We start from the raw sequence: 24,831 nt of genomic DNA, 5'->3' as shown, positions 1-24,831 counted from the left end.
ATCATGACGTTCAATGATTATGATACACTGTATCAAGTCCTTGAATACTAGCCTTACATGACTGATGCCACTGATCATTATCTAAAAAGCTTTCGATATAACCCACTTGACCATCATTTATGATTAATAACGGATACCATTTGAATGGTACGTTTGAAATAGGTTTCAGTCATTCAACTTGTTGCTATGTCAATTCATCTAGGAATAGCGATAGCCATTTGCTTATATAACCTATCATCTTCAACATTTTTACATCAGCTTAAAAAATTAAATGGCCTCGTTCTAAGAATCGATCCCCATCCTTTGAGACGCTAAAGTGTGCCATCTAGATCTAAGATAATTCACTCATCAGCCTAAAGCATTTTAACTTTTCTTTTTTTGTTAAATTAAGAATATTATACACTGTGTACACAAAAAAGACACTGTTTTTTCAACAAATTGTAAAAATTTTTCAATATTCCCACAAATTACTGTAACGGTTGAATGATGCACTCAGAATCTTTCCAATTATCAGGTGAATAAAGTAAGTAAAAAGTCGTATATAAATCGGAATCTTCAAATAATAAGTAACCTGTGACACTTTCTTGTGGTGCTAAGGTGCCACTCGTTAACTCGGATTGATTATCAATTAATAAAAGACTTGGCATCGTTAAACGACCTTGCTCATTCATTAATTTAAAATCAAAAGCGGTATATTCTTGATTTTCAGCCGAGTGATTTGTCAACTCAACACGAACAGCAACAAATTGATGATGTTCTTTAGCTTGCGTGTATTTAGTTTCTTTGATTAACTCTGTTTCTAAAACTTTGAGTTGTCTGTTATTGAGTTCGTCCACTGACTTCCATTGTTCACTTAATACGACTTCAGATTGTAGCGGTAGTGGCTGACTACTTGTTTCCATTAAATTGATTTCAAGCATTTGTTTTGTAAATAATGAGGGTTCGTGATAATAAAGCTTTAAATCCGTCGCTCCTTTAGGAACTTCAAATAGTAAGGTGCCCGTCACCATTCCTCCGCTAGCTAACTCGGTTATTCCTAATGTTTCTACTTCAGATATTCCCATAGCTGATTTTACCCGATTAGGACTTGAACTACACTCTAACTCAAAATGAAAGGGATAGTACGTCATCGCACGATTACTTGGATTTTTAATACTTAATGAGACTTCAATATATTCAAATCCAGCTTTAGCACTCTGATTCATTCGCCTCACTTCATGAACTTGAATCATCGTTTGTTTTGTCTTGATGATTTCTCCAATTTTGCTAACACTGACTTCTGTTGAGGCTTCTTCATTGGATTCTGCTTCTGTAGCTAGTGGTAAATACGTTAAGGTCAAATAGGATTCGTCAATCGGTTGTAAATAAACCAGGGATAACTCAATTGTTTCTTCTCCCGCGAGATCAATCCTTGTTTCTGTCGTATCCTCAATGGTTGGTGTTAAGACTTCAAGCATCCCTGTTTGTAATTGAAGTTCACGTGTATCAAGTGTATAGGGCTCATTCATTTTATTTGTTACCCTTAAATCTAATTGAACAAACTCATATCCTTCAGGTGCATTATAATTTTCATTACCTAAAGAGCTCTGCTCATTCAGAATATTAATCTCTAAATGATTGGTATAGCCGGTTTCAGCAATTTTATAAATTTTCATTCGATCTCCTGCCTCAATGGGAGAAAAGACAAAAATATTAGACGGTTCTTCCTCAGGATTAAATTCAGTATAAGTCTTGGGTAATGATTCACCGATTTGTGTGATGATGACTAATAAAAGTGTCACACCTCCAAAAAGTGCAAGGACACGTCTTCTAGTTTTAACGGAAGGAATTCCCCATCTAATGATGACTTCAGGGCTAAAAATACCGGTGATGAAACACAAGAAGGAGCAAAGTAGTAAGATTGATTTTATGTCTGGCATATGAATCCTCCATTTCGCCTAGTTAATATGACTTATTATATCGCATGACGGGTGGTAGCATTTGATATTACTCATTCTTCGATAAAAAAATCATTCATTAAACGTCTTTAAATAGAGAGGAAGTTGTCTCAGTCCGTCACATTCTCATTTCTTCTGTCAAAGGAAAACAAAAAAAGAACGGAAGCCCGTTCTATCGATTATTCAGTAATTTAGCAATGAGCGCATCAGTAAACTGTGTCGTTGTCGCTGTTCCACCTAAGTCCTTGGTTAAGTCATGCCCTTGCTCATATACCGCATAAAGGGCGGCCTCAATGCGATTGGCTTCATTTAGAAGGTTTAAATGTCGAAGCATCATGATTGCAGATTGAATCAAAGCTGTTGGATTGGCCTGATTACAGCCGGCAATGCTCGGTGCACTACCATGAACAGCTTCAAAAATGGCAATCTCTTCTCCAATATTTGCGCCCGGAATTAATCCAAGTCCACCTACAAATCCGGCACATAAATCAGATAAAATATCGCCATATAAATTCCCCATCACTAAAACATCTGAGGATTCAGGATGCAAGACTAAATTCATACACATCGCATCTACAATTTGTTCATCATATTCAATGTCAGGATATTGTTCACGAATGTCACGAACACAATCTAAGAATAAACCATCACTTAATTTCATAATGTTCGCTTTATGAACGGCCGTTACTTTTTCACGTTGTTGTTGATTCGCGAGTGTAAAAGCATACGTTGCAATGCGATCACTTGCTTTTTTAGTGATGACCTTAATACTTTCAGCCGCTACATCTCCGATTTTATGTTCAATTCCAGCATATAAATCTTCTGTATTTTCACGAACAATAATTAAGTCAACCTCCTCATAACGGGAAGGAACCCCTTTAATACTTTTAACGGGACGTACATTGGCGTATAAATCAAAGTATTGTCGTAAGGCCACATTGACACTACGAAAGCCTGATCCAATCGGCGTTGTAATTGGGCCTTTGAGCGCTACTTTGTTTTTTTGAATAGAATCTAAGACGGCCTGTGGCAGTGGAGTCTTTTCTTGATCCATCACTTTCGCTCCCGCTTCAACGATTTCAAATTTAATCGGAACCTTGGCAGCTTCAAAGATTTTGACGACAGATTGACTAATTTCTGGTCCAATGCCATCCCCTGGAATTAATGTGACTGTTCTCATTAAGCTTCCTCCCTTTGACGAATTAAATTAATGATCCCACCTGCTAGAATCGCCTCTTTTTCACGAGGACTTAATGGTAAATGAACGGTAAACGTGCTTTGTTTACTCTGATTTGTCACTGTAAGCTGTGTTTGATTCAATTCAATGGCCTCTTTTAAATTTTTGATTGATAATCGATCTCCTTCTTCAATCAAATCATAATCTGAAGACTGTTCAAATTCAAAAGGAAGGATTCCTGAGTTAATTAAATTTGAGCGATGGATGCGTGCAAATGACTTAGCAAAAACAGCTTTGATTCCTAAATACAGTGGAACAAGTGCCGCATGTTCACGTGAGGAACCTTGTCCATAATTTTCTCCTCCAACAATAAAGCCTTGCTTCGCCTGTTTTGCGCGTGAAGAAAAAGTAGAATCAATCGTTTCAAAGCAATGGTTCGATAAATATGGGATGTTTGAGCGATAAGGGAGAAGCTTAGCATTTGATGGCATGATATGATCAGTGGTAATGTTATCTTCTACTTTCAATAACACCGAGGCTTCTAAATCCTTTTTAAGTGCCTCATTTAATGGGAACGATTTAATATTAGGTCCTCGAACGACGTCTTGATGCAGTTCGTTTGGTAAAATAATACTATTATCTAACACTTCAAACTGATGAGGGAATGAAGGGTGCTCAAACGTTGTTGCTTGCAATGGACTAACTAATGTCCCACTGATTGCTGAATAAGCCGCTGTTTCAGGTGAACATAAATAAACTTGTGCTGATAACGTTCCACATCGTCCATAAAAATTACGGTTAAATGTTCGTAAACTCACGGCATGACTGGCAGGAGCTTGTCCCATTCCAATGCATGGACCGCATCCAGATTCTAAAATTCGCGCCCCACTAGCAATTAAATCTGCCAATGCTCCATTTTGAGCTAACATCGTTAATACTTGTTTTGACCCTGGTGAGATGACCAGACTGACATCTGGATGCACCCTTTTCCCTTTTAAAATAGCAGCGACTTTCATTAAATCAAGATAAGAACCGTTCGTACAAGACCCAATGGCCACTTGATCGACTTTTATAGCTCCCACTTCTTCGACGGTTGAAATGGCATCTGGTGAATGAGGTTTGGCCACAAGTGGCTCTAATTCATCTAAATGAATTTCATAACATTCATCATAATCAGCATCCTCATCTGCAACTAATGCTGTAAAGTCTTGTTCGCGTTGTTGAGCTTTTAAAAAGGCGTATGTTTGCTCATCACTTGGGAAAATGGATGTCGTAGCTCCAAGTTCTGCTCCCATATTAGTCATCGTTGCGCGTTCCGGAACCGTTAATGTCTTTACCCCTTCTCCACTGTATTCGATAATTTTACCAACGCCACCTTTGACACTTAGTAGACGTAAAACTTCTAAAATAATATCTTTAGATGAGACACCCGTTCTTAGTGCCCCAGTTAGTTTGATTTGAACCATCTTGGGCATTTTTAAATAGTACGGTTGACCTGCCATAGCAAGTGCAACATCTAAACCACCTGCCCCAATGGCTAACATACCAAGCCCCCCACATGTGGGCGTATGTGAATCACTCCCAATTAACGTTTGTCCAGGTACTCCAAATCGTTCAAGATGAACTTGATGACAAATCCCGTTGCCAGGCTTTGAAAAATAAATCCCATATTTATTAGCGACCGTTTGAATATATTTATGATCGTCTGCATTTTCAAAACCAACTTGTAACATATTATGATCGATATAGGCAACTGAGCGTTTAGTTTTGACCTGATCAATATTCATCGCTTCTAATTGTAAATAAGCCATCGTTCCTGTTGAGTCCTGTGTTAACGTCTGATCAATGCTGATTGCAATTTCTTCTCCTGCTTTCATCTCTCCATGAAGCAGGTGTTTTTGAATAATTTTTTGTGATAATGTTAATCCCATTATAAAACGCCCCCATTAGATTTTAAAAACTCGACATAATTGGCTAACTCTTCATCTGACATAATTCCAATTCGACCTTGTTCAAATTCCTGATCGACAAATCTTTTTAATCGACAGACGAGTGCTGAGTTTTTATCTACAGCCTCCTCTTCTTTTAACTGATAATAGCTATTCACCCAATGAGCAATTCCAGCTAATCCTGAATGAGCAGAGATTGAGACAAGGGGTGGACGATTTAAAAATTTATCCGTATCAAAAATATTATAAATTTCTTCATTTTTTAAGAGGCCGTCGGCATGAATACCGGCACGAGTCACATTGAAGTTTTTTCCAACAAAAGGAGTATTAGACGCCACTTTATAACCAATTTCATGCTCATAATAAGAAGCAATCTCTGTAATGACAGTAGGATCCATGCCATCTAGTGTTCCTTTCAGCTGGGCATACTCAAACACCATCGCTTCCAGAGGCGTATTTCCAGTTCGTTCTCCAATCCCAAGCATCGTACAATTTACGCCACTAGCTCCATATAACCAAGCATTCGATGAGTTATTGACGGCTTTATAAAAGTCATTATGCCCATGCCACTCAATTTGTTCACTTGGAATTTGAGCATGATGATTGAGTCCAAAAATAATTCCTTGAACCGAGCGTGGTAAAGCCGCTCCTGGATAAGTAACCCCATATCCCATCGTGTCGCAAGCTCTCACCTTAATAGGAACACCACTTTCATTACTTAATGCTTTCAGCGCCATGGCGAATGGGACTACGAATCCATAAAAATCAGCACGGGTAATATCTTCGAGGTGACATCTTGGAATGATACCAACTTCTAATGCTTGTTTCACGATGCCTAAATAATGATCAAAAGCTTCTTTACGTGTCATCTTTAATTTTTTAAAAATATGATAATCCGAGCAAGAGACTAAAATACCCGTTTCTTTTAATCCCATCTCATGAACTAATTGAAAATCATCCTTATTCGCACGAATCCATGCTGTGATTTCTGGAAATTCATAATCTAATTCTAAACATCGATAGACGGCTTCTCGATCTTTTTTCGAATATAAGAAAAACTCACTTTGACGAATCTTTCCTTGTGGTCCACCAAGACGATGTAGCATTTCATACAGTGTTACCATTTGATCAACGGTATAGGGTGCGCGTGATTGTTGTCCATCTCTAAATGATGTATCTGTTATAAAGATATCATCTGGCATACGTATAGGAACCCGCGTATGATTAAATGTCACCTTTGGAATTTCATCATACGGATAAACATCGCGATAAAGATTTGGATCTTTAACATCATTTAATAAATAATTAAATTCAATCGCTTCCATTAAATTCGTTCGGTTATTAAATTTAATCATCAAACTCATCCCCCTATCTATGACTGACTTATATCAAAAACACAACCTTTACCAATTAATGGTATTGTAGCATGCTTTATACGAAATATCAGTAACTTTAAAAATTGTTTTACTATCTTTTTAAAATCAAACGTTACGTTAAACTCATCCTCATTATAAAATGGGATAAAGTAACATAAAAAGCGTTTTTAAAGGTCGGTTTTTATCATTTTTTAGGTTTTCATTATTTACATTGTAAAAATCTTGTGTTAAATTAAATAACGTTCGCCAAAAAGTGTAGCAATGGAGGTCAATATGAGACTACAACAAATGATATTTGCAGCTTTTGCAAGTACTGTTTTACTTATTGGGTGTCATGACACACCAAACGTGGTTGCATCTTCAGAAGTGACGCCAATCATGAACATACAAAGCCAAATGAACCTTAATGAAACCATCGAACCATTAAGCCTAACTCAAGACATGACATTAATGCAACATGTTAAATATATAAAAGAAGAAATTAAACACGTCGTTTTACAATTTACCCAATCTTTTTCATCAGTTCAGATGAAAACTGTGTTCCAATCATTACAAGACATGATCGATTCACAAATCGCTTTTATGAATGATTCCTCACATTTATTTATGAGATTAATCGAATTTGAGGATTTTTATCCAAGCTCATATAAAGGAATTGAATCATATATAAAAGAAGAACAAATCATTATTCATGGTGAATTAAAACCCTTAAATATATAAAAAAAGGTTAACTCCAATGTCAGAGTTAACCTTTTTTTATGCTCCTTTAATCAACTTCGCAAATGCATGCTTCTCTTGATGGTTTTGAAATAATTTAAACCAAGCACAAATTTCTAATGTGAAATCTAAAAAAGCAATGCTTTGTGCCGTGATAATATGTCTGTCACGTACGAGTCGCTTTTCAATACAATTATCGCGCGGGAATGGATCTTGGATTCCATAGACATATTGGTATTTCGTTGACCACTGCGTTAAAGGTGTTGTATAAGTCGCTTCATCTAAGACACCTGATTTAGCTAACATGATGGTTCCAGCTGTTCCAATCGCTGCTAATAGTTTTCGCTCACCATGATAGCGTTGAATTAATTTAACTAGTGAAGGTTTAATATCAACCTCTCGCCCCCCACATAATATAAGTCCCTCAGTATCTAAATCAACGACTTCCGCAAGGGTACAGTCAGGTTCAAAGTTGAAGCCTGATTGTGCTTTGACGACACGATCCTCATAAGCGACCGTTATAATATCTTTCCCTGCATCTGAATGTAAGACATGACAAATAAACGTAATTTCATAATCTGTCATCCCATCAAATAAAAAAACCAAAACTTTCCCCATATTTAGCCCCCATCTAACTCATCTTGCGTTCAAGTTATTCTCATTTTATTTGAAATTGCCATACCTTGTCAACGCTTTCCCCAGTAATGTTCAATAATAGAACTAAACTGTCCTTAAGTCCGAATGTTCGACGGAAAAAGTTGCTAAGAAACGTGCTTAATAGATTACTCAATCAAAGAAAAAGGATAGCTTTTCTGAGCTATCCGTTCTAAATGATTATTTTTTGCGACCTAATCCCATTTTATGTTCCACTTTTTTTACTTTTTTGAATGCTAGTTTATTCGCTTGTTCTGCCCCACGATCTAATACTTCATCAATAATTGGTGAATTTAATAATTCTTTCATACGATTTTGGATCGGTTCTAATTCAGCCACGACTACTTCAGCTAAATCAGATTTAAATTGTCCGTATCCGCATCCTTCATAGCGAGCCACGATTGAATCAATTGATTCTCCAGTAATCACTGAGTAGATTTCTAATAAGTTTGATAATCCTGGTTTATTTTCACGGTCAAATGCGATAATTCCATCTGAATCCGTCACAGCCGATTTAATTTTTTTACGAATGACATTCGGTTCATCTGTCATTAAAATGAAGTTACGTGGGTTATCATCTGACTTGCTCATTTTCTTTGTCGGTTCTTGTAATGACATAATACGAGCCCCTGTCTTAGCGATTAATGGCTCAGGAATTTTGAAAGTTTCTCCAAAGCGGTTATTGAAACGCTCTGCTAAGTCACGAGTTAACTCTAAATGTTGTTTTTGATCATCTCCAACTGGTACAAAATCAACATCGTATAATAAGATATCAGCTGCCATTAAGACTGGATACATGAATAATCCAACACCGATTCCTTGTCCTTTAGCGGCTTGCTTTTGTGATTTATCTTTAAATTGAGTCATGCGCTCTAATTCACCCATGGATGTGTTACAAGTTAACATCCAAGCTAATTGCGTATGCCCTGGTACTTCTGACTGAACGAAGATCGTTGCTTTTTCTGGATCTAATCCACAAGCTAAATATAATGCAGTTAACTCTTTAATTTTTTTACGTAATTCTAAACGATCTTGTGGGACTGTAATCGCATGTTGATCAACAATGAAAAATAAACATTCATGCTCATCTTGTAATTTCACGAAGTTTTTTAATGCCCCTAAATAATTTCCAATAGTTAATGTTCCTGATGGTTGAATTGCAGATAAAATTCTTGCCATAATTTCGACTCCTTTATTAAGTTTTAATCATCCTTTTATTGTTTATCTAAATAAAAAAACGTCCTCTATCTCAATCGATAGAGGACGATAAAAACCGCGGTACCACCTCAATAGAATAAATCCTTGTTTATTCCACTTCATACTCATAACGGGAGTTTACCGGGTTCCTTACTCTTTTTATTCAGGTTCCACTCATGAGCCCATTCATTTAAGACATTTATCGATTCACACCATCCATCGACTCTCTTTAAAATGACACTTAAACTACTATTTCTCAATCAAAGGTTTATTATTTATTATCATTGTATGAAATGCATCTCACTTTGTCAATTAAAAATCATCATCAGTTTCAAAAAGTGCGGTTAACTCTTCACTACTTAATTGAGTAATAAAGGTTTCTCCTTCTTGAACGATTGCTTCAGTTAAATCACGTTTTCGCTGTTGAAGACGTTCAATTTTCTCTTCAATTGTATTTTTAACGAACAGTTTGAATACTTGAACCGTTTTTTCCTGACCGAGACGATGTGCACGATCTGTTGCTTGATTTTGAGCACTCATATTCCACCATGGATCATAATGGATGACGATGTCTGCCCCTGTTAAGTTTAATCCCGTTCCACCCGCTTTTAAAGAGATTAAAAAGACAGGGGTATCATCTGAATTAAACTGTTCCGTTAAAGCTAAACGCTCATTCGTTTTCGTTGAACCTGTTAACATTAAATGTTTGATTTCTTTAGCCGTTAATTCTTTAGATAAAATATCTAACATGGATGTGAATTGTGAGAAAATCAACACTTTATGACCTGTAGAAATACATTCATCGACTAATTCTAAGCAAAGTTTTAATTTTGCGCTTTCCCCTTTATAGTTTTCTAAATATAACGATGGATCACAACAAATTTGACGTAAGCGCATTAAAAGTGCCAAGATTTTAATACGGCTACGTTCAATGCCTTGCTCTTGAATCTCTTGATTCATTTGTTCTTTCATTTCATAAACCATTGCGTGATATAAGTCACGTTGCGTTTTATCCATCTCACAGTACATATTAGTTTCAATCTTCTCAGGTAATTCTTTTAAGACGTCCTTTTTCAAGCGTCGTAAAATGAATGGAGCCACTTGTTGATGGATCCGACTTAATAAATTCAGATTCTGTTGCTTCATGATAGGCACTTCATACTTTTTCCTAAACTGTGCGTATGTTCCAAAGTATCCTGGTAAGATAAAATCAAAGATCGACCATAAATCCGATAATGAATTTTCAATGGGGGTCCCAGTTAAGGCAAATCTAATTTCACTATTTACTTTTTTCACAGCTTTTGCACTTAACGTCGTATGGTTCTTGATATAATGTGCTTCATCTAAAATACAGTATCTAAAGCTTTGAGAGTGATAACTCTCCACATCGCGACGTATTAAGTCATATGACGTAATGACGATATCAACGTTAGAACTGTCTTGAATGAGTTGCCTTCTCGTCGCTGGATCGCCATGAATAATCATAGTTGTTAACCCAGGAGCAAATTTATGAATTTCACTCTCCCAGTTATAAATGAGCGAACTTGGTGCCACAATGAGTGATGATTTATTGGATTGACCTTTCTCAGATAATAAAACGGAAATGACCTGTAATGTTTTTCCAAGTCCCATATCATCGGCTAAAATTCCACCCATTTGATATTTCGATAACGTTTTAAGCCATCGATAGCCTGTTTTTTGATAACGACGAAGTGTTTTTTGAAGATTAACTGGCACGGTAAAGTCAGCATCTTCCACCTGTTTAAATTCACGAACCATCGATTTAAAGGAAACATCGCGTTCAACATGTAATGACTGACTAATTTTTGTTAATTGATCTAAGTAAAGCGCTCGATATTTTGGAATTAAAACTTCTTCCTCGTCTAATTGTGCATCATTTAGATTTAAATCATCTACAAATGAAGCAAGTGTATCGACATACTCATTCTTTAAATTTAAGAATGAACCATCTTTTAAACGGAAATATTTCTTATTTTGACGGTACGAGGCTAGAATCTTTTTATACTCAGATGGTCCAAACTCTAAATCTTCAAAATTTAAGCTCAGCCAATCATTTTTCAAACGAATACCAACTGAGAATGATTTAGGCTCTTTTATTTTAATCGCTTTAAACGTATCAGAAGCATAAACTTCTCCTAACTGCTTTAATTCAGCTGTTCCATCATGTAAAAATGAATAAATCGCTTCTTCTTCCGCTAAAAGATAAGTTCCATTAGATTGCTTTTGGAATTGATATTGTTCTAAGAGAGCTAAGATTTGAGCTTCTTTGTTTGCATCTCGTAAAATAGACGTACTGTGTTCAAATGAATTTGGATCATTTGCCTGAATGACCGTATCACCGTAGCAAAATTGGACATTCAATCCAATATTTCCTCGTTTTAATGAGTCTAAATAAAATTTAATCACTAATGGATAAACTTTAAACCGTTCATAAAGCGCATCTAAAGATGTGTCCCGAATGTAGTTTTTAATTTTGGGCATGACTAATGATAAAAATTTTCCCATATAAGCTTCATTCATACGCAACTCAAAACGAGGTGACTGAATGAGTGTTTGTAAGATTGGGAGCATTTGATCGATGAATTTACTTCCACAGCGATAGGCTTCTCGTTCACAAAGAAGATACATGTATTTCTGCCCTTGAATCATTCTAAAAGCTCCGAGATTATGCGATAAATAATAGTCTTCATCCTCTTGTGTTAATCGAAATTCAATCGCTGGTTCATAGGGATGGAGGGTTATCATTTCACTTGATAAATCCTCGATGTCACATGCAATCGTTTGACGTTGATATAAGTCATAAAACCGATCAAACCAACTAGGGGTCAAGATTAACGTACGAGTTGACTTCACAGGCCCTAGTAATGGAAGCTGTTTTGCATAAATATCATATTCCTTGACGATTTCACAGATAAAGCTCGCAAATGGACGTGACCCCTCATCAAAATGTTGAATCGCATGTTTAAATTGAAGCTCTTTCCCATAGCTTACGACATTTTCATTCCAAATATCGCTGGCTAACTTATAAATATCGCGAACAACATAAGGACGATGAATGCCGACAGAGACCTCAACTGAGGCTTCTTGTTGTGATTTCATGATTAATTTTGGATAGATCATGACATCTTTTGTATACATCTCGTAATTCATCTCTGTTGTTAATTGTGATTCATAAGCCGCTAATAACTCGTCCATGAGGCCTTCTTCTTCATCTCCTGTGGAGTGAATAACAAGTTTATTACGCACTTGATCATCATAGACCTTCAACAGTGTCGCAATCACATGCTTACATGAACCAAAGTTTGATAAAAATGTTCCGCAATCACATTGATCATGAATCACTTTACTCTTTTCATCTAAATTAATCAAAATATGATGTAATTCGTTATCATCTTCAACTTCTGCAAAGATTTGATAGAGATCGACTGGATCGTAAGTTACATAGTATTGAATTTTTCCCCCACTGTTATAAAAAGATTGAGCACGCGAAAAAACAGCAGGGTTAGCTGCTCGATTTTTAATCATAGTTTGGTTTAAATTCACGCTACTCACACTCCTATTTTCCACTTATCTCTTCATTTTACCATAAATTGCTCATATAAGAAACGAGAGACGCTTGGCTTTTTGTAAAGAACTGTCAAATCACTATTAATTTACCCGAACCAATGACATTTTATAACCTTCAGATCTAACGTTTTCTTGTCTTAGAATGATATCAATATATTCTTTTAACAGGACAATCTGCGGGGTCTGATAGTTATAGTTCGTGTAGTCACAATAAAGCTCTAGTAGGTGGGTTGCTAACTGAATATATTTTGAAAGTTGCTTAAAGGAAATCACTTCCGTTACTTTCGATGGAGAGTTGATTAAAGCATTAATGTCTTGTAATTCGTCTACTGAAAAACATACTCCAAAATAGCTCAACCACTGGACGAAATGAACAATCGTCCATTCAATACAAAATTCTGGTGACGATAGTGTGAAATAAAAAGGTTGTTGCTTAATCAACCGGCATATTTGAAGAATTTCTTCGTAAAAATCGGAGACTAACGCTCGAAGTTCAACTTCTATTGGAGGTTCCTTCCATTGTCCAAAGTTCATCGCCTCAATTCGAATTCGCTCCGATTTAATTAAGAAATCACGATCAATAAAAACAATTATTTTAGATTGTTTAAAAAAATAGCTCTTTTCATCATTTTTAATAAAAATAAATTGGCTGCTCCATGCTGTTTTAAAGATGATACAGCAATTAAAATAAATATGACTGCTTTGATAAAAGGATCGTTCTTTTTCGATATGACCAACAGGATCAATTTCATTAACCCAATTTAAGTCTATAAAGAAACTGGCAGGATCTGTACAAATTACGATAAATTTATAACCTAAGTCAGTGTCTTCCTCTTCAAAGTCATAAAGAAGAAGTGCTCTAATTGATTCACGATTACTGGCCATTTGATAAACAGACCATAATTGCTGATTTAATAACATCCCACCTCTCCTCTCTATCTTTTTAATACAGTTTATGGAGAAATTTCAGTCATCATGATAGTTTTTAATACAATACATGCGAAAATTATCACAAATGGTTATATTTTTTATTGTTTGACTTTATTGTATCGGCGATGTTTTATCATTTTTCGTTGGATTTTTTTTATTGTCAATTAATTAGAGTATTGTCTAATTTTATAATTACTTTAATTTAAAATATAAAAAAAAGGTTATCGTGGCTCTTATTGGCGGTCACGATAACCTCTTAATCTTGCAAAATACGTTTTTCTTTTTTGTTCTTGATCCGTCATTTTTAATTTATACGTGTGATGAATATTTGAAGGAATCGTTCGCTGCTTTGGTCGAAGCGATGGACGCTTTCGTTCTTTCATAGCTAATCACCTCATGTCTTATTCTCTTATTTTATCATATGCATCCAGCCTTTAATTGGCATCGTTACATGATGATTAATCGGTAGATAAAAGAATGCCCCAAAAATCAATATGGGCATTCTTCATCACATTTTTATTGTTGGTAAATAATAGCTAAATTATTCAACATCTTGACTATTTTGTTGATTATTTTCTGCACGTTTAGGAAAATGTGGGGCCTTAAACCCGATAAACTGACCTTCACTTCGAATTTTTTCTGAAACGTCAGACATATGTTTTTGAATAGACTTTGCCTCTTCATCTGTCATTAATCCTAGTTCCACATACTTATCTAATAATTTAATTTTTGCAACATTAACCTTATCATAGAGATCATAAATTTCTTTTTTCTGTTCATCTGTTAAAGCACTAAATTTCTCTTGCATTTGTTTATACTCAGCCTCAAATTGTTTTGCCTTCTCTCCTTTTTGCTCTTCAGTTAAAGCAGGTGGCGTTGGCATCTCTTTTGTTGATTCTTTTGCGTAACCCGTTAAGCTAAGTGTGGCTGCTAAAAAGATAGCACCTAATGTCATATTTATTTTTTTCATCTTAAAATCTCCTTTCGAATAAACTGACTTTTTTAGTTTTCACCACTTTATCCAAAAGTTTGCATTCCAGGTTTTTGAAAATAAAAAACATCCTTAATTTATTGGATGTTTCTAACGACAATATAAACCTGTTTTAATTTCGTTGATATATGCTTCTTGATCAGGAATCTCTACTTTCATGGCATCACTAATGGATTTCATACGATCATATTTAACACGATAGAATTGAATCGAAAAATCAGCTTCTTCCCGACGATGAAGATGCCCCTCTAAGATTACATAAGCTGCCATTGGAATTGAATCACATGAATTTCCAACACTTCCGACATTGAATAACACGCGTCCTTGCTCTAAATGTTGCAAATATCCTTCATGAATATCACCATACCCAATCATATCAGCGGCTTTTGAACTGCTTTCAGTCGATGGTAATTTTGGGACTTCAAATAAAGCTAAACGTTTTTCAAGTGGAGAGGTCGCATAAACCCGATCATATAAACTATGTGGATTCGCATGAAAAAGACGAATATATTTTCCACTCATCCAAAAACCTGTCACCGAAGGTAATTGTCGAATATAGGCTAAACGTTCTTCCCCTAGTTGATTTCGATAAAACTGAATAAAAGGTGTCGCTTCCGTCTTCGGATCTGAAATAAAATCTTCCCAATTCCCTTTGACAATTCTTTGACACCTGATTTGACACACTTCTAATACTTCTTTTGAATGAGGGCCTTTCCCGATCATATCCCCTAAACAAATAATCTGAGAAACTCCTCGTCTATCAATATCCTTTAAAACGGCTTCAAGCGCTGGTAAATTCCCATGAATATCTGAAATAATTGCAATTTTATCTAACATTACCATTTTCTCACTCCACTCTTACTTCGGATAAATCTCGATAACGACAATATCTGGGCGATTAAATAAACGCAAACGTCCAAGCCCTCGACTGACAATCATCTTCATTTTTCCAATTTGATAAATACCTGCGCTATATTTAGGAAACAACTTTCGCTCCGGTGATAAGACTCCACCGATCAACGGTAATCGAAGTGCTCCACCATGAACATGCCCACAATAAACATGATCAAATCCATGTTGTTCATATAGATTTGCTAAAAATGGATTATGTGCTAATAAAATATTAAAATGTCCTTCTTCTAAATCAGGAAGTACCTCCGATACTTCTTTAATCGCTCTGACACTCACCTGTTTTTGAATATCGATGGGAACAGAATAATAATGCGCTAATGGGACCGTAAGCCCATAGATATACAGCTCATCCTCATTAATCGTGACTTTTCGAGACTCATTATTTAATAAATGAACCCCTAAATCTTCTAAAGACTTTAAATAGGCTTCATACCATTTCGTTTCTTGATTTAAGGTATCATATTTAGCCGTTATCTCATGATTCCCTTCAATATAAAAAATCGGATATTTTGATGAGCACGCGGTAACGACATCTAAGAAAGCATTGCCATTTGAATCCGTAGAGGTAATCATATCACCCGTAGTCACAATAAAATCAGGATTTAAACGTTTAATTTTTTGAATCAAACGTCTATTTTGACGACCAAAGGATTTCGAATGTAAGTCTGATAATTGGACAATATGAATTGGGCCCTTTTTTAAATTTAGTTTATCTGTTTTTAATTTATAAAATGAGGTTGAAAAGACTTCTTGCTCAAAGTAAATGAATAAGAGAGTCACTATAAAGAGTAAGATTATCATATGTCATCTTTCCAAAACATTGAAATTTAATCTTTAAGCCTAAGAATATCAAATCGTTTTGGTAAATGTCCCTCCTTTCTAAAAAATTTTATTTCTCCTATATTATAAAATCATGGATACTAATCGGTAAACCTTTTCTTCAAGTCGGACAACCCATGATTTATTTTTTTCGTAAGATTCATCCACTAATAAACAATTTTCTAAGTCTTTATCAAATTGATGTGAGACGCGATGCGTCAAAAGTTGATCATAGATAAAGGCATTTACTTCATAATTGATTTTGAAGCTTCGTTGGTCAATGTTTGTCGATCCAACGGTACAAATCTCATCATCAATCACTAAAATCTTAGAATGTAAAAAACCTTTATATAAGTAAACATCAATATTCGCTTCTAGTAACTCATGAATAAAAGAAGTAGTTGTGCGATAAACATAATGATGGTCGGCAATTGTTGGAATCATTACTTCGACTTTAACACCGGAGTAAGCAGCAATTTTTAACGTCTCTAAAAACAACTGATCGGGAATAAAATAAGGGGTTTGAATGCGAATTGATTTTGTTGCCGTTTGCATCATTTTCACAAAAGCTAATTTAATATCGTCGGTCGGTGTATCTGGACCATCTGACACAATTTGGATTGGACAGATGGTCGTCACTAATGAAGCAGTGAAGTAATGATCTAGATTGGATTGAATGTGTACTTCATCACGTTTATCTTCACAAACCATGAAGTAATCTCTGAAAAAGCGATGTTGTAAATCCCAAACTGCATCGCCTACTAGCCGAAGATGGGCATCACGCCATGGGGAATAGTTAGGATCGAGTGACATATACTCTTTCCCAACATTCATCCCACCTAAATAACCAATCCTTCCATCAATGACAACAATTTTTCGATGATTTCGATAATTATAATTTAAACCAATCAGACGTAAAGTCGGAGGATGAAACTTATAGACATGGCCACCTGCTTTAATAATTGAATCAAAAAATTTTAAAGTTGTACCAAAACACCCCGCACTATCATAGACGAGTCGAACTTCAACGCCTTCTGCTGCTTTTTGGGCTAATAAAGAGATTAACCTCTGTCCCACCTCATCTTTACGGACAATAAAATATAATAAATGAATGGATTGTGTCGCCTGCCCAATATCGATAAATAATTGATCATACTTACTCTTTCCATCCGCAAAATACATCCAGTCATGATACATGAATAAGCGACTTCCATTATAAATTTCATTAAACGCAATGACCGATGCCACGCACTCACTGAATTGATAATCAATTTGACGTTTCAAACGTTGATCAGTATATTCTGTTAAAAACAACAGCTTCTTTCTAGAAACTGGTGTTCGTTCAAACAAAAGGTACATAACAAATCCGACTGGAGGTAAAAATAACAAAAGGAGAATCCAAGCTAGCAATAGAGCTGGATCTTTTCGTTTATAAAAAATTAAGATCCCGATTAATATCAAGTTAATCATTCGAAATATCGCAAAAAAAACAGTAATCATATAGACAGCCTCCAGTCGTTTAACCCAAAACCCCTCTCTCCTATTTTAAGAAAAAATAGCCAAAGGCATATCCCATATAAATAAAGATTAAATTCCAAATGGTTATTCCAAACACGGAATAAATCGTGAATGTTAGAAAATTCATACGTACGGTTCCTACCGTTAACGACACTAACGTTCTTGCAACGGGAATTAGCCGAGCAATAAAAACACCTTTACTTCCATGTTTATCGGTATAACTAATCGCCTTATTAATCGAAGGTCTGATTTTTTCATATTTTTCATAAAATTTATCTAAAATGGGCTTTCCTAGAAAATAACCAATAAAGTATAATACATAACTTCCAAATAAACCGGCAATGACTGAAATAACTAGCGCTGTAATAAAATCCATATCATTCCCTGCGATTAAGATTCCTGCTGCAGGCATAATAATTCCCGCTGGTAACCCAGGTAAATTCATATACTCTAGGAAGACGATCAAAAATAAAAACACTAAACCATACTCCGAAAAATAATTTAATACAATCTGAATATTATCCATTTATGTCCCACCCTTTTACTATCTGTTCACTTATTATTCCACAAATTAATCAAACCATTCTATCACAAGAAATGGAAATAACAGTATAAATTATGTAAAAAAATAAAGAGGGTCTAAGAATAATCTTTAGACCATCTTTACTTAGATACGATGTGTAAATTCATAAAACCAACCAAGAACATCTCCGATTACCGTTGTGTTTAACGTATATACAACAAATTGTCCACGCTTTTCACTTTGGATCAAATCAGCATTTTTTAAAATATTTAAATGATGTGTAATCGAGGGTTTACTCATATCGAAACAATCGGCAATTTGACCGGCTGTCATTTCACCTTTATTTAATTTTTTTAAAATCGTACGTCTTGTTGGGTCCGCTAATGCTTGAAATGCTTTATTCACAGCTTCTTTCCGTTGCTAACCAATCAGCTAACGGCACACCTCCTTTATGTTATAACTTAGTATCCAGCCTGCTTGTATTTTTCAAGTTCAATATCTTCGACTTTTGTTAAATCTTCATGATAATTTTTAAACTGCTTAACCATAAAAATGATAAAGCCAATCGCAATTAATGTTATGAAACCTTCGACGACATAAATATTAAACATCCTCACTTGCACTAAAGCTGCTGGAACATCTAATATAGCATGTATGAACACAGCTAACACATAATAACAAATTTTTTGCTCTCGAACACCTTTAAAAACGAGAAGACTTAGTCCAATTTGAATAATGAACGTCATCAACCGTTCATAGCCGGCCAATCCAAAAATTATCGGAGAAATCTGTGTGAGTTGCGTCACAACGGTCTCTTCTAATTCAGCACTTAATCCAAGTTTCTCAATCCATCCTTGATTAATGAGAATTGAAAAAATCAAGTTATTTAAATACGTTGTTCCAACAATGAGCATGGCCTCTATTCCCCCATGTCCAATCCCATAACTGACTCCATCTTGGATTCGATTTTCTTTCTTCAAAAACCACTTAAAGCTAAAATAACGTCCTGTTTCTTCAAATATCCCTGCCATTAAACCACCATATAACGAGTAGATGATAGGTTGCATGAGCCAAATTGATGTTGTTTGATTCACTTTTAATAAATAAACGTGAACAACAGCTTCTAGTATTTGTGTAGTCACAATAAAAACAATCAGCCCAACGAAAAAACTTTTAATGGATGCTTGATAGCGTCGTCTAACAAACCAAAATAAGCCAAGTGGAACCCCAAAACAAATCATAAGTGTCAAACACATCATCATCATTGAACTAATACTAACCATATTCTCCCCCTCAGTATAATTAGAAAAATATCTAATTATTAAGTTAATTATAAATCCCCTTTAAATGGGTGTCAATGCGCTTACTTGATGATTTTCTCGTAAGACTTCTCAGTTGCATTTTCCCCTACTTTTTTGAATCCACATGATTCAAATAATCGCTGTGATCCGATATTATAATGATATATAGCCGGAACTGAAATTTTTGTCATACCAAGGCTTTTTGCACGTTTTAATAACGTTTTTATTACTGCTTTTCCAATGCCCTGTCCCCAATATTCTTCATCACCAATTGCAATCGGTAAATTTTCTTCCCATAGTGTCACATCACCAATTGCATACCAATTTTCGTTTTCCTTGACCTCAATAAAGTATAGCTCTCCCCGAGTACTTAGAAATTCATACATATTATAAATTTGTTCTAATTCGTATGTCTTATTAGTCACTCCTTCTGACAAATACATCACGTTTGGATTCTGATACCAAGGATATGCTAAATCCCAATCGGATTTTTTAGGAGTCCTTAAACGTAAAGCTGAATTAATTTCAATGAATTCAGGTTGTTGCATCTTCTTCACCTCACTCTTTTTAAGTATATCATATTTAAGACTTCATGTTTCCCTCATTCTCATTAGTGGTCAAAATTTGACTTTGACCTTTTTTAATGACTTGCAAAATCATCATGATCTCATTAAATTCATCTTCACTCAGTTCATCAAAATGATTCAATTTCTCAATTAATTCTGTCACATACTGAGATTGGTGGTCCGTTATTCGTCGATTTAAAAAATAAGTAGAAATGGTTCCCGTAAAAACACCTAAAAATCCAATTCCGCTAATCATGACCATCCCCGCAATCACCCGACCAAGCCCTGTTTTTGGAACAATATCACCATAACCAACGGTTGTCACTGTTACAATACACCACCAAAGGGTATCTTTAAACGCCATCCCTTCCACGAACGATAAACTGCCTGCGCCTAATAAAATAACAATTAGTGTCACTCCAGCAACATAATGAAAGTTATTCGTTTTAAAAAAAGAACCTACTCGCTTAGATAGACTACTTAACATAGCCGTCGCCCGTAAAACCTTTACAAAATGGAACAATGGCACTACTTGTGTCACACGAATTACCCTTAAAATACGAAAGAATGAAAAATAGGGGATGATTGTTAATAAATCAATTTTGTTATTTTTGACAAACTCTTTCTTACTCTCACTTTTTATTAACCGGCGAGTATAATCAATTAAAAAAAACAACCAAATTAAAATATCTAAAATATTAAAGACTCGATTGACTGACGCACTTAAATCTAGTGTTAATTGCATTATCGTCATCACAACCACCACCAGCGAACAAACGATAATACTCCATTGATACAAACTAATTTTAGTCATAATCTACCTCACTCAATTCATTTATGTTTATTATGAATCAAAGTGTTAATTCTTATCAAAAAAAGCGATGACTCTTGATGAATCATCGCTTTGATTATTATTTTGATGTCTTTATTTTTCTATAATGATAAATTCCCATGCCAACACTAATTAAGCAAATAACCAAAATGAATGAAAAACCTAAAGTGCTATAGGTTGTTTTGAACTATCCACCTGTTCTCCTTGAACCAGTTAGATATCTGAATAATGAATTAACCCTTCATAATATTTAAGCACATCTAAATGTTCCGTTTTTGTCAACCTCTTATGTAAGTGATAACCTATATACAGTTTTATACCTTTAGACATTACAACATAAAAAAAGAGCTAAATGCCCCATAAGATTCATTTGCTCTTATTGTAATAAATTTGAGAAGATGTCTCCTACCGTTGTTTCGTCTGGTGCTTCTTCTGCTTGTGGAAACTTCTTTGCAATGAGGTCCTTCATCCACTGATAGATTATACTTTCATCTTCATTTGAAAAATAATGAGCGGAGTTATCTAAAATAAGCACCTCTTTTTTAGGAGCTTGTAATTGTTCAACCCAAGACTGTAATAATGAGACCGAACAAATATAATCATCAACACCCGTAGCAAAATAGATAGGAATTTTCACTTCTTTTATTTCCTCAAGTAAATTGACCGCTTGCAACTGGGACCAATATTGGCTCTGCTTTAAGGTTTGGTGGGAGGCTCCAATTAATGTATCGTACGCTTCCTTCAATGTTAAATCAGGGCAAGTTAAAACTTGACGGATCCAATTTAAAACATTGACATTTGGCAATCCCTCCCGCCATTTAACATACGCATTACTTTGGTTTAGAATTTGCTGAAACGTTTCTTGACTACTTGCTTGTTCATAAGGTGGCTGACCCAATTGCTTTAACGATGAAACAAGTTGATGATGACCTGTTGATTCAAATTCATCTAAGAGCCAATCATATAATACTTGTTCAGATTGAAGGGGATGAACAACTTGAGATAAGCCAAAATAAGCATATAACTGCTCCGGAATTTCATGGACAAGTCGCATACCTAAAACACTCCCCCATGAATATCCGATTAAATAGATTTGATCTACCTCAAACTCACGTCTTAAATAGGTAATTAACTCTTTAGCATCTGCCTCTACTTGTTCATAAGTAAAAGACACGTCTGAGGGATTGGTACTATAAGTTTTTCCGGCGCCTCGTTGATCCCAATAAACAACCGTACAATGTGAGCTAATCGTTTCCAACTGATGCCGACTACTGATTCCATAAGGCAAAGATAAACCTGGGCCCCCATGTAAAAATAAGCAAACCGGATTATCCATGTTCTCTCCCTCAATAGCGATATATTGTAACATATCACCTAGTAGCACTTCTCGTACTTCACTAATTCCACCAGTGTGATTTAACTCATTCGCTGATGATAAAATAGACTGTCTAAAGAGTTGACGCATGACAAAGAAACCACCACTAATAAGGAAAATCATTAAGCCGATCGATATTAAGCATCGAATCATCATTTTTAATACGACTTCTTTCAATCTTCTCTCTCCTTTTGATGAGTCTCTTTCAAAACTATGAGTCACGTCCTTCAAATATGATAAAAGCCGTCATTTTATTTAATGACGGCTTCCTTTTTAGTCGTTTATCTTTGACCAATCCAATTCTTTTTGTTTTAAGTTTTTAAATTCTCGTAAAAGACAAATCAAAGTAATGACAATCGCTAATATATCAGAGATTGGTTGTGCGAGCCACACCCCATCTAGTCCAAATATTAGCCGTTGTTCCGATTCCAACCAACATGCCACATGCTAGGATAATTGTAGAAATTGGCATAGTCATCCCAACTCCTGTAATAGCAAGTGGACCCTCCCCTAGATATTCCCGATAAACATTCGATTCACCACATTATAAAGGGCATTAACCATCATCCCAATGATGGCAGGAACAGAATATTGAATAAGTAATCTTGTCACGGGTTTTATTGCTCATTCATCTTGATGCTTCAAACTTTCACCTTTTTTTCTATTTTGATAATGTTGTTAAAAAATGCTCAATACGCGCTAGCGCTTCTTTAATATTTTCCATTGATGAAGCGTAGCACGCACGAATATACCCTTCTCCACAGTCACCAAACGCATTTCCTGGTACAGTTAGTACTTTCTCACTTAATAGTAGCTTCTCACAAAACTCATCAGAAGATAGGCCGGTTGACTTGATACAAGGGAAGACATAAAACGCTCCAAGTGGTTCAAAGCAGTCTAGACCAAGTTTTCTAAATCCATCGACTAACACACGACGACGTTGATTATATTCCTTAACCATCATCTCGACACTAGTATCTCCATTTTTCATCGCTTCAATCGCAGCATATTGCGATGTCGTAGGTGAACACATGATAGCATATTGGTGAATTTTTTTCATAGCATTAATTAAAATTGGATGTCCACACACGTAACCTAAACGCCATCCTGTCATCGCATAAGCTTTTGAAAAACCATTAATAACAAGTGTTTGATCTTTTACTTCAGGGAAACTTGCGATTGAAACATGTTGCGTCTGATAAGTTAGTTCAGCATAAATTTCATCTGAAATAATAATAATTTCTTTATCTTTTAAAACATCGACAATTTCTTGAAGCTCTTCTTTTGTCATAATCGCCCCTGTTGGGTTATTCGGGAATGGCATAATTAAAACTTTTGTTTTTGGAGTAATCGCTTCTAATAATTCCTCTTTTGTTAATTTAAACTCATTTTCTGCTTTTAGTTCAATCACCTTCGGCGTCGCTCCTGTAAAGGTTGTACAACCTTTGTAAGCAACAAAACTGGGTTCAGGAATAATAACCTCATCACCCGGTCCAACTAAGGCACGTAATGCTAAATCAATCCCTTCACTTCCACCGACAGTCACTAAAATTTCATTTTCTGGATGATAAGATAGATTAAAACGGCGATACAAATAGCGTGAAATTTCATAACGCAACTCTAAAAAACCAGCATTTGATGAGTAATGGGTATGCCCTTTTTCAAGTGAATAAATTCCCGCTTCACGAACATTCCATGGGGTTACAAAGTCTGGTTCACCAACACCAAGTGAGATAACCCCTTCCATTTCATGAACCATATCAAAATATTTACGAATCCCTGATGGGGGCATATTTTTTACATTTTCTAAAATCATATTTTCTAGCATCATAAGAAGATTACCTCTCGATCATCAAATTCTTTTTCCTTAAAGATCGTTCCATGATCTTTATATTTTTTCAAGACAAAGTGTGTCGAACAGCTTAAGACGTATTCTTGAACAGCTAATTTCTCCGAAACAAACATCGCCACTTCTTTCATCGTTTTACCTTCTACAATGACTGTGAGATCAAATCCACCAGACATTAAATAACACGCACGAACTTGTTCAAAATTATAAATACGCTCTGCGACTTTATCAAATCCTTCTCCGCGTTGTGGGGTCACTTTTACTTCAATTAATGCCGTCACGGTTTCTTTCCCTGTATTTTCCCAATTGATTAAGGTCGTATATCCGGCGATGATGCTACGCTCTTCATAGTCACGAATCGCTTCACGAACTTCTTCAACAGTTTTTCCAGCCATGACTGCAATTTCTTCATCTGTATAACGACTATTTTTTTCTAAAATCTCTAAGATTTCTTCCATTTATTTAAACCTCCTGTATCAAATAATCGAGTAGGAGATAATTAATTAATTTAATCATCGTCCTCTCACACCACCGTACGTACGGTTCCGTATACGGCGGTTCTATTTTATCTCTAAATATGAAGCCTATCATACTCGACTAGTAGAGATACTAGACCTCAA

General features: G+C 35.4%; 22 protein-coding genes and 1 other annotated feature. Of the genes, 1 reads left to right on the top strand and 21 read right to left on the bottom strand.

The annotated features are described in order from the left end of the window. Positions 1-467: 467 nt before the first annotated feature. The 4 genes from NEH75_RS01670 to NEH75_RS01655 all read right to left on the bottom strand — a co-directional run bounded on the left by NEH75_RS01670 (position 468) and on the right by NEH75_RS01655 (position 6,418). Positions 468-1,919, bottom strand: coding sequence for a DUF4352 domain-containing protein (locus tag NEH75_RS01670; protein ID WP_262948406.1), 1,452 nt, complete (start codon positions 1,917-1,919; stop codon positions 468-470). A 190-nt stretch (positions 1,920-2,109) separates the two neighbouring features. Beyond that, complete coding sequence (locus NEH75_RS01665) at positions 2,110-3,117, bottom strand: isocitrate dehydrogenase (NAD(+)) (protein ID WP_055243977.1); 1,008 nt, start codon at positions 3,115-3,117, stop codon at positions 2,110-2,112. Continuing rightward, positions 3,117-5,045 (bottom strand): aconitate hydratase, encoded by a 1,929-nt coding sequence (locus tag NEH75_RS01660; RefSeq protein ID WP_262948403.1) that lies wholly within the window; start codon positions 5,043-5,045, stop codon positions 3,117-3,119. Before NEH75_RS01660 ends, NEH75_RS01665 begins: the two co-directional genes overlap by 1 nt. Beyond that, positions 5,045-6,418 (bottom strand): hypothetical protein, encoded by a 1,374-nt coding sequence (locus NEH75_RS01655; protein ID WP_055243979.1) that lies wholly within the window; start codon positions 6,416-6,418, stop codon positions 5,045-5,047. Before NEH75_RS01655 ends, NEH75_RS01660 begins: the two co-directional genes overlap by 1 nt. A 294-nt stretch (positions 6,419-6,712) precedes the next feature. On the opposite strand from NEH75_RS01655, the gene NEH75_RS01650 reads away from it, so the two are divergent. Next, positions 6,713-7,159: a hypothetical protein gene (locus NEH75_RS01650; RefSeq protein WP_055243981.1), complete on the top strand. Its 447-nt coding sequence runs from the start codon at positions 6,713-6,715 to the stop codon at positions 7,157-7,159. Positions 7,160-7,195: 36 nt separating this feature from the next. Here NEH75_RS01650 and NEH75_RS01645 read toward each other — a convergent pair whose 3' ends face one another. The 17 genes from NEH75_RS01645 to NEH75_RS01565 all read right to left on the bottom strand — a co-directional run bounded on the left by NEH75_RS01645 (position 7,196) and on the right by NEH75_RS01565 (position 24,669). After that, the gene (locus tag NEH75_RS01645) at positions 7,196-7,774 is read right to left on the bottom strand and encodes a DJ-1/PfpI family protein (RefSeq protein WP_055243983.1); all 579 of its coding nucleotides are present in this window, start codon (positions 7,772-7,774) and stop codon (positions 7,196-7,198) included. 216 nt (positions 7,775-7,990) lie between these two features. Continuing rightward, a complete protein-coding gene (trpS, locus tag NEH75_RS01640; protein WP_055243985.1) occupies positions 7,991-8,989 on the bottom strand; it encodes a tryptophan--tRNA ligase in 999 nt (332 codons plus the stop codon). Positions 8,990-9,066: 77 nt separating this feature from the next. Continuing rightward, positions 9,067-9,280 (bottom strand) — a binding site (T-box leader). Between the two features lie 39 nt (positions 9,281-9,319). After that, entirely contained in the window at positions 9,320-12,571 is a 3,252-nt protein-coding gene (locus NEH75_RS01635; protein WP_262948402.1) for a DEAD/DEAH box helicase, read from the bottom strand. 105 nt (positions 12,572-12,676) lie between these two features. Next, entirely contained in the window at positions 12,677-13,516 is an 840-nt protein-coding gene (locus tag NEH75_RS01630; protein WP_055275777.1) for a hypothetical protein, read from the bottom strand. A 242-nt stretch (positions 13,517-13,758) separates the two neighbouring features. After that, positions 13,759-13,908 (bottom strand): hypothetical protein, encoded by a 150-nt coding sequence (locus NEH75_RS01625; protein ID WP_156343973.1) that lies wholly within the window; start codon positions 13,906-13,908, stop codon positions 13,759-13,761. 158 nt (positions 13,909-14,066) lie between these two features. After that, a complete protein-coding gene (locus NEH75_RS01620) occupies positions 14,067-14,495 on the bottom strand; it encodes a DUF2680 domain-containing protein (RefSeq protein ID WP_055245113.1) in 429 nt (142 codons plus the stop codon). Between the two features lie 111 nt (positions 14,496-14,606). Beyond that, positions 14,607-15,353, bottom strand: coding sequence for a metallophosphoesterase family protein (locus tag NEH75_RS01615; RefSeq protein WP_055304343.1), 747 nt, complete (start codon positions 15,351-15,353; stop codon positions 14,607-14,609). 21 nt (positions 15,354-15,374) lie between these two features. Continuing rightward, positions 15,375-16,229 carry a metallophosphoesterase gene (locus NEH75_RS01610; protein ID WP_262948400.1) on the bottom strand — a complete coding sequence of 285 codons (855 nt, stop codon included), beginning with the start codon at positions 16,227-16,229 and terminating at the stop codon, positions 15,375-15,377. Between the two features lie 102 nt (positions 16,230-16,331). Beyond that, complete coding sequence (gene cls / locus NEH75_RS01605) at positions 16,332-17,747, bottom strand: cardiolipin synthase (protein ID WP_262948398.1); 1,416 nt, start codon at positions 17,745-17,747, stop codon at positions 16,332-16,334. Positions 17,748-17,787: 40 nt separating this feature from the next. Continuing rightward, the gene (locus tag NEH75_RS01600; protein WP_055245118.1) at positions 17,788-18,291 is read right to left on the bottom strand and encodes a DedA family protein; all 504 of its coding nucleotides are present in this window, start codon (positions 18,289-18,291) and stop codon (positions 17,788-17,790) included. A gap of 141 nt (positions 18,292-18,432) precedes the next feature. After that, entirely contained in the window at positions 18,433-18,693 is a 261-nt protein-coding gene (locus NEH75_RS01595) for an autorepressor SdpR family transcription factor (protein ID WP_055275769.1), read from the bottom strand. A gap of 56 nt (positions 18,694-18,749) precedes the next feature. Next, positions 18,750-19,571 (bottom strand): YhfC family intramembrane metalloprotease, encoded by an 822-nt coding sequence (locus tag NEH75_RS01590; RefSeq protein ID WP_262948397.1) that lies wholly within the window; start codon positions 19,569-19,571, stop codon positions 18,750-18,752. Between the two features lie 80 nt (positions 19,572-19,651). Beyond that, positions 19,652-20,137, bottom strand: a complete 486-nt coding sequence (locus NEH75_RS01585; RefSeq protein WP_055304177.1) for a GNAT family N-acetyltransferase — start codon at positions 20,135-20,137, stop codon at positions 19,652-19,654. Between the two features lie 34 nt (positions 20,138-20,171). Then, positions 20,172-20,969 carry a potassium channel family protein gene (locus NEH75_RS01580; RefSeq protein WP_055304178.1) on the bottom strand — a complete coding sequence of 266 codons (798 nt, stop codon included), beginning with the start codon at positions 20,967-20,969 and terminating at the stop codon, positions 20,172-20,174. A gap of 394 nt (positions 20,970-21,363) precedes the next feature. Next, positions 21,364-22,539, bottom strand: a complete 1,176-nt coding sequence (locus NEH75_RS01575; RefSeq protein ID WP_262948396.1) for an alpha/beta fold hydrolase — start codon at positions 22,537-22,539, stop codon at positions 21,364-21,366. Positions 22,540-23,023: 484 nt separating this feature from the next. Further along, a complete protein-coding gene (locus NEH75_RS01570) occupies positions 23,024-24,193 on the bottom strand; it encodes an aminotransferase class I/II-fold pyridoxal phosphate-dependent enzyme (protein WP_055275759.1) in 1,170 nt (389 codons plus the stop codon). Next, a complete protein-coding gene (locus NEH75_RS01565; protein WP_055244170.1) occupies positions 24,190-24,669 on the bottom strand; it encodes an Lrp/AsnC family transcriptional regulator in 480 nt (159 codons plus the stop codon). The genes NEH75_RS01570 and NEH75_RS01565 overlap by 4 nt, the downstream gene beginning before the upstream one ends. Positions 24,670-24,831 lie beyond the last annotated feature (162 nt).

The organism is Turicibacter sp. T129 (assembly GCF_025594975.1).
Taxonomy (GTDB): Bacteria; Bacillota_I; Bacilli_A; order MOL361; family Turicibacteraceae; genus Turicibacter; species Turicibacter bilis.
Note: the sequence above shows the minus strand (reverse complement) of the source record. Positions and strands in the feature narration are given on the sequence as shown.

Excerpts from the sequence above, each read along its gene's own strand:
- NEH75_RS01670 (WP_262948406.1), bottom strand. The coding sequence starts at position 1,919 with ATGCCAGACATAAAATCAATCTTACTACTTTGCTCCTTCTTGTGTTTC.
- NEH75_RS01665 (WP_055243977.1), bottom strand. The coding sequence starts at position 3,117 with ATGAGAACAGTCACATTAATTCCAGGGGATGGCATTGGACCAGAAATT.
- NEH75_RS01660 (WP_262948403.1), bottom strand. The coding sequence starts at position 5,045 with ATGGGATTAACATTATCACAAAAAATTATTCAAAAACACCTGCTTCAT.
- NEH75_RS01655 (WP_055243979.1), bottom strand. The coding sequence starts at position 6,418 with ATGATTAAATTTAATAACCGAACGAATTTAATGGAAGCGATTGAATTT.
- NEH75_RS01650 (WP_055243981.1), top strand. The coding sequence starts at position 6,713 with ATGAGACTACAACAAATGATATTTGCAGCTTTTGCAAGTACTGTTTTA.
- NEH75_RS01645 (WP_055243983.1), bottom strand. The coding sequence starts at position 7,774 with ATGGGGAAAGTTTTGGTTTTTTTATTTGATGGGATGACAGATTATGAA.
- trpS (WP_055243985.1), bottom strand. The coding sequence starts at position 8,989 with ATGGCAAGAATTTTATCTGCAATTCAACCATCAGGAACATTAACTATT.
- NEH75_RS01630 (WP_055275777.1), bottom strand. The coding sequence starts at position 13,516 with ATGTTATTAAATCAGCAATTATGGTCTGTTTATCAAATGGCCAGTAAT.
- NEH75_RS01625 (WP_156343973.1), bottom strand. The coding sequence starts at position 13,908 with ATGAAAGAACGAAAGCGTCCATCGCTTCGACCAAAGCAGCGAACGATT.
- NEH75_RS01620 (WP_055245113.1), bottom strand. The coding sequence starts at position 14,495 with ATGAAAAAAATAAATATGACATTAGGTGCTATCTTTTTAGCAGCCACA.
- NEH75_RS01615 (WP_055304343.1), bottom strand. The coding sequence starts at position 15,353 with ATGTTAGATAAAATTGCAATTATTTCAGATATTCATGGGAATTTACCA.
- NEH75_RS01610 (WP_262948400.1), bottom strand. The coding sequence starts at position 16,229 with ATGATAATCTTACTCTTTATAGTGACTCTCTTATTCATTTACTTTGAG.
- cls (WP_262948398.1), bottom strand. The coding sequence starts at position 17,747 with ATGATTACTGTTTTTTTTGCGATATTTCGAATGATTAACTTGATATTA.
- NEH75_RS01600 (WP_055245118.1), bottom strand. The coding sequence starts at position 18,291 with ATGGATAATATTCAGATTGTATTAAATTATTTTTCGGAGTATGGTTTA.
- NEH75_RS01590 (WP_262948397.1), bottom strand. The coding sequence starts at position 19,571 with ATGGTTAGTATTAGTTCAATGATGATGATGTGTTTGACACTTATGATT.
- NEH75_RS01585 (WP_055304177.1), bottom strand. The coding sequence starts at position 20,137 with ATGCAACAACCTGAATTCATTGAAATTAATTCAGCTTTACGTTTAAGG.
- NEH75_RS01580 (WP_055304178.1), bottom strand. The coding sequence starts at position 20,969 with ATGACTAAAATTAGTTTGTATCAATGGAGTATTATCGTTTGTTCGCTG.
- NEH75_RS01570 (WP_055275759.1), bottom strand. The coding sequence starts at position 24,193 with ATGATGCTAGAAAATATGATTTTAGAAAATGTAAAAAATATGCCCCCA.
- NEH75_RS01565 (WP_055244170.1), bottom strand. The coding sequence starts at position 24,669 with ATGGAAGAAATCTTAGAGATTTTAGAAAAAAATAGTCGTTATACAGAT.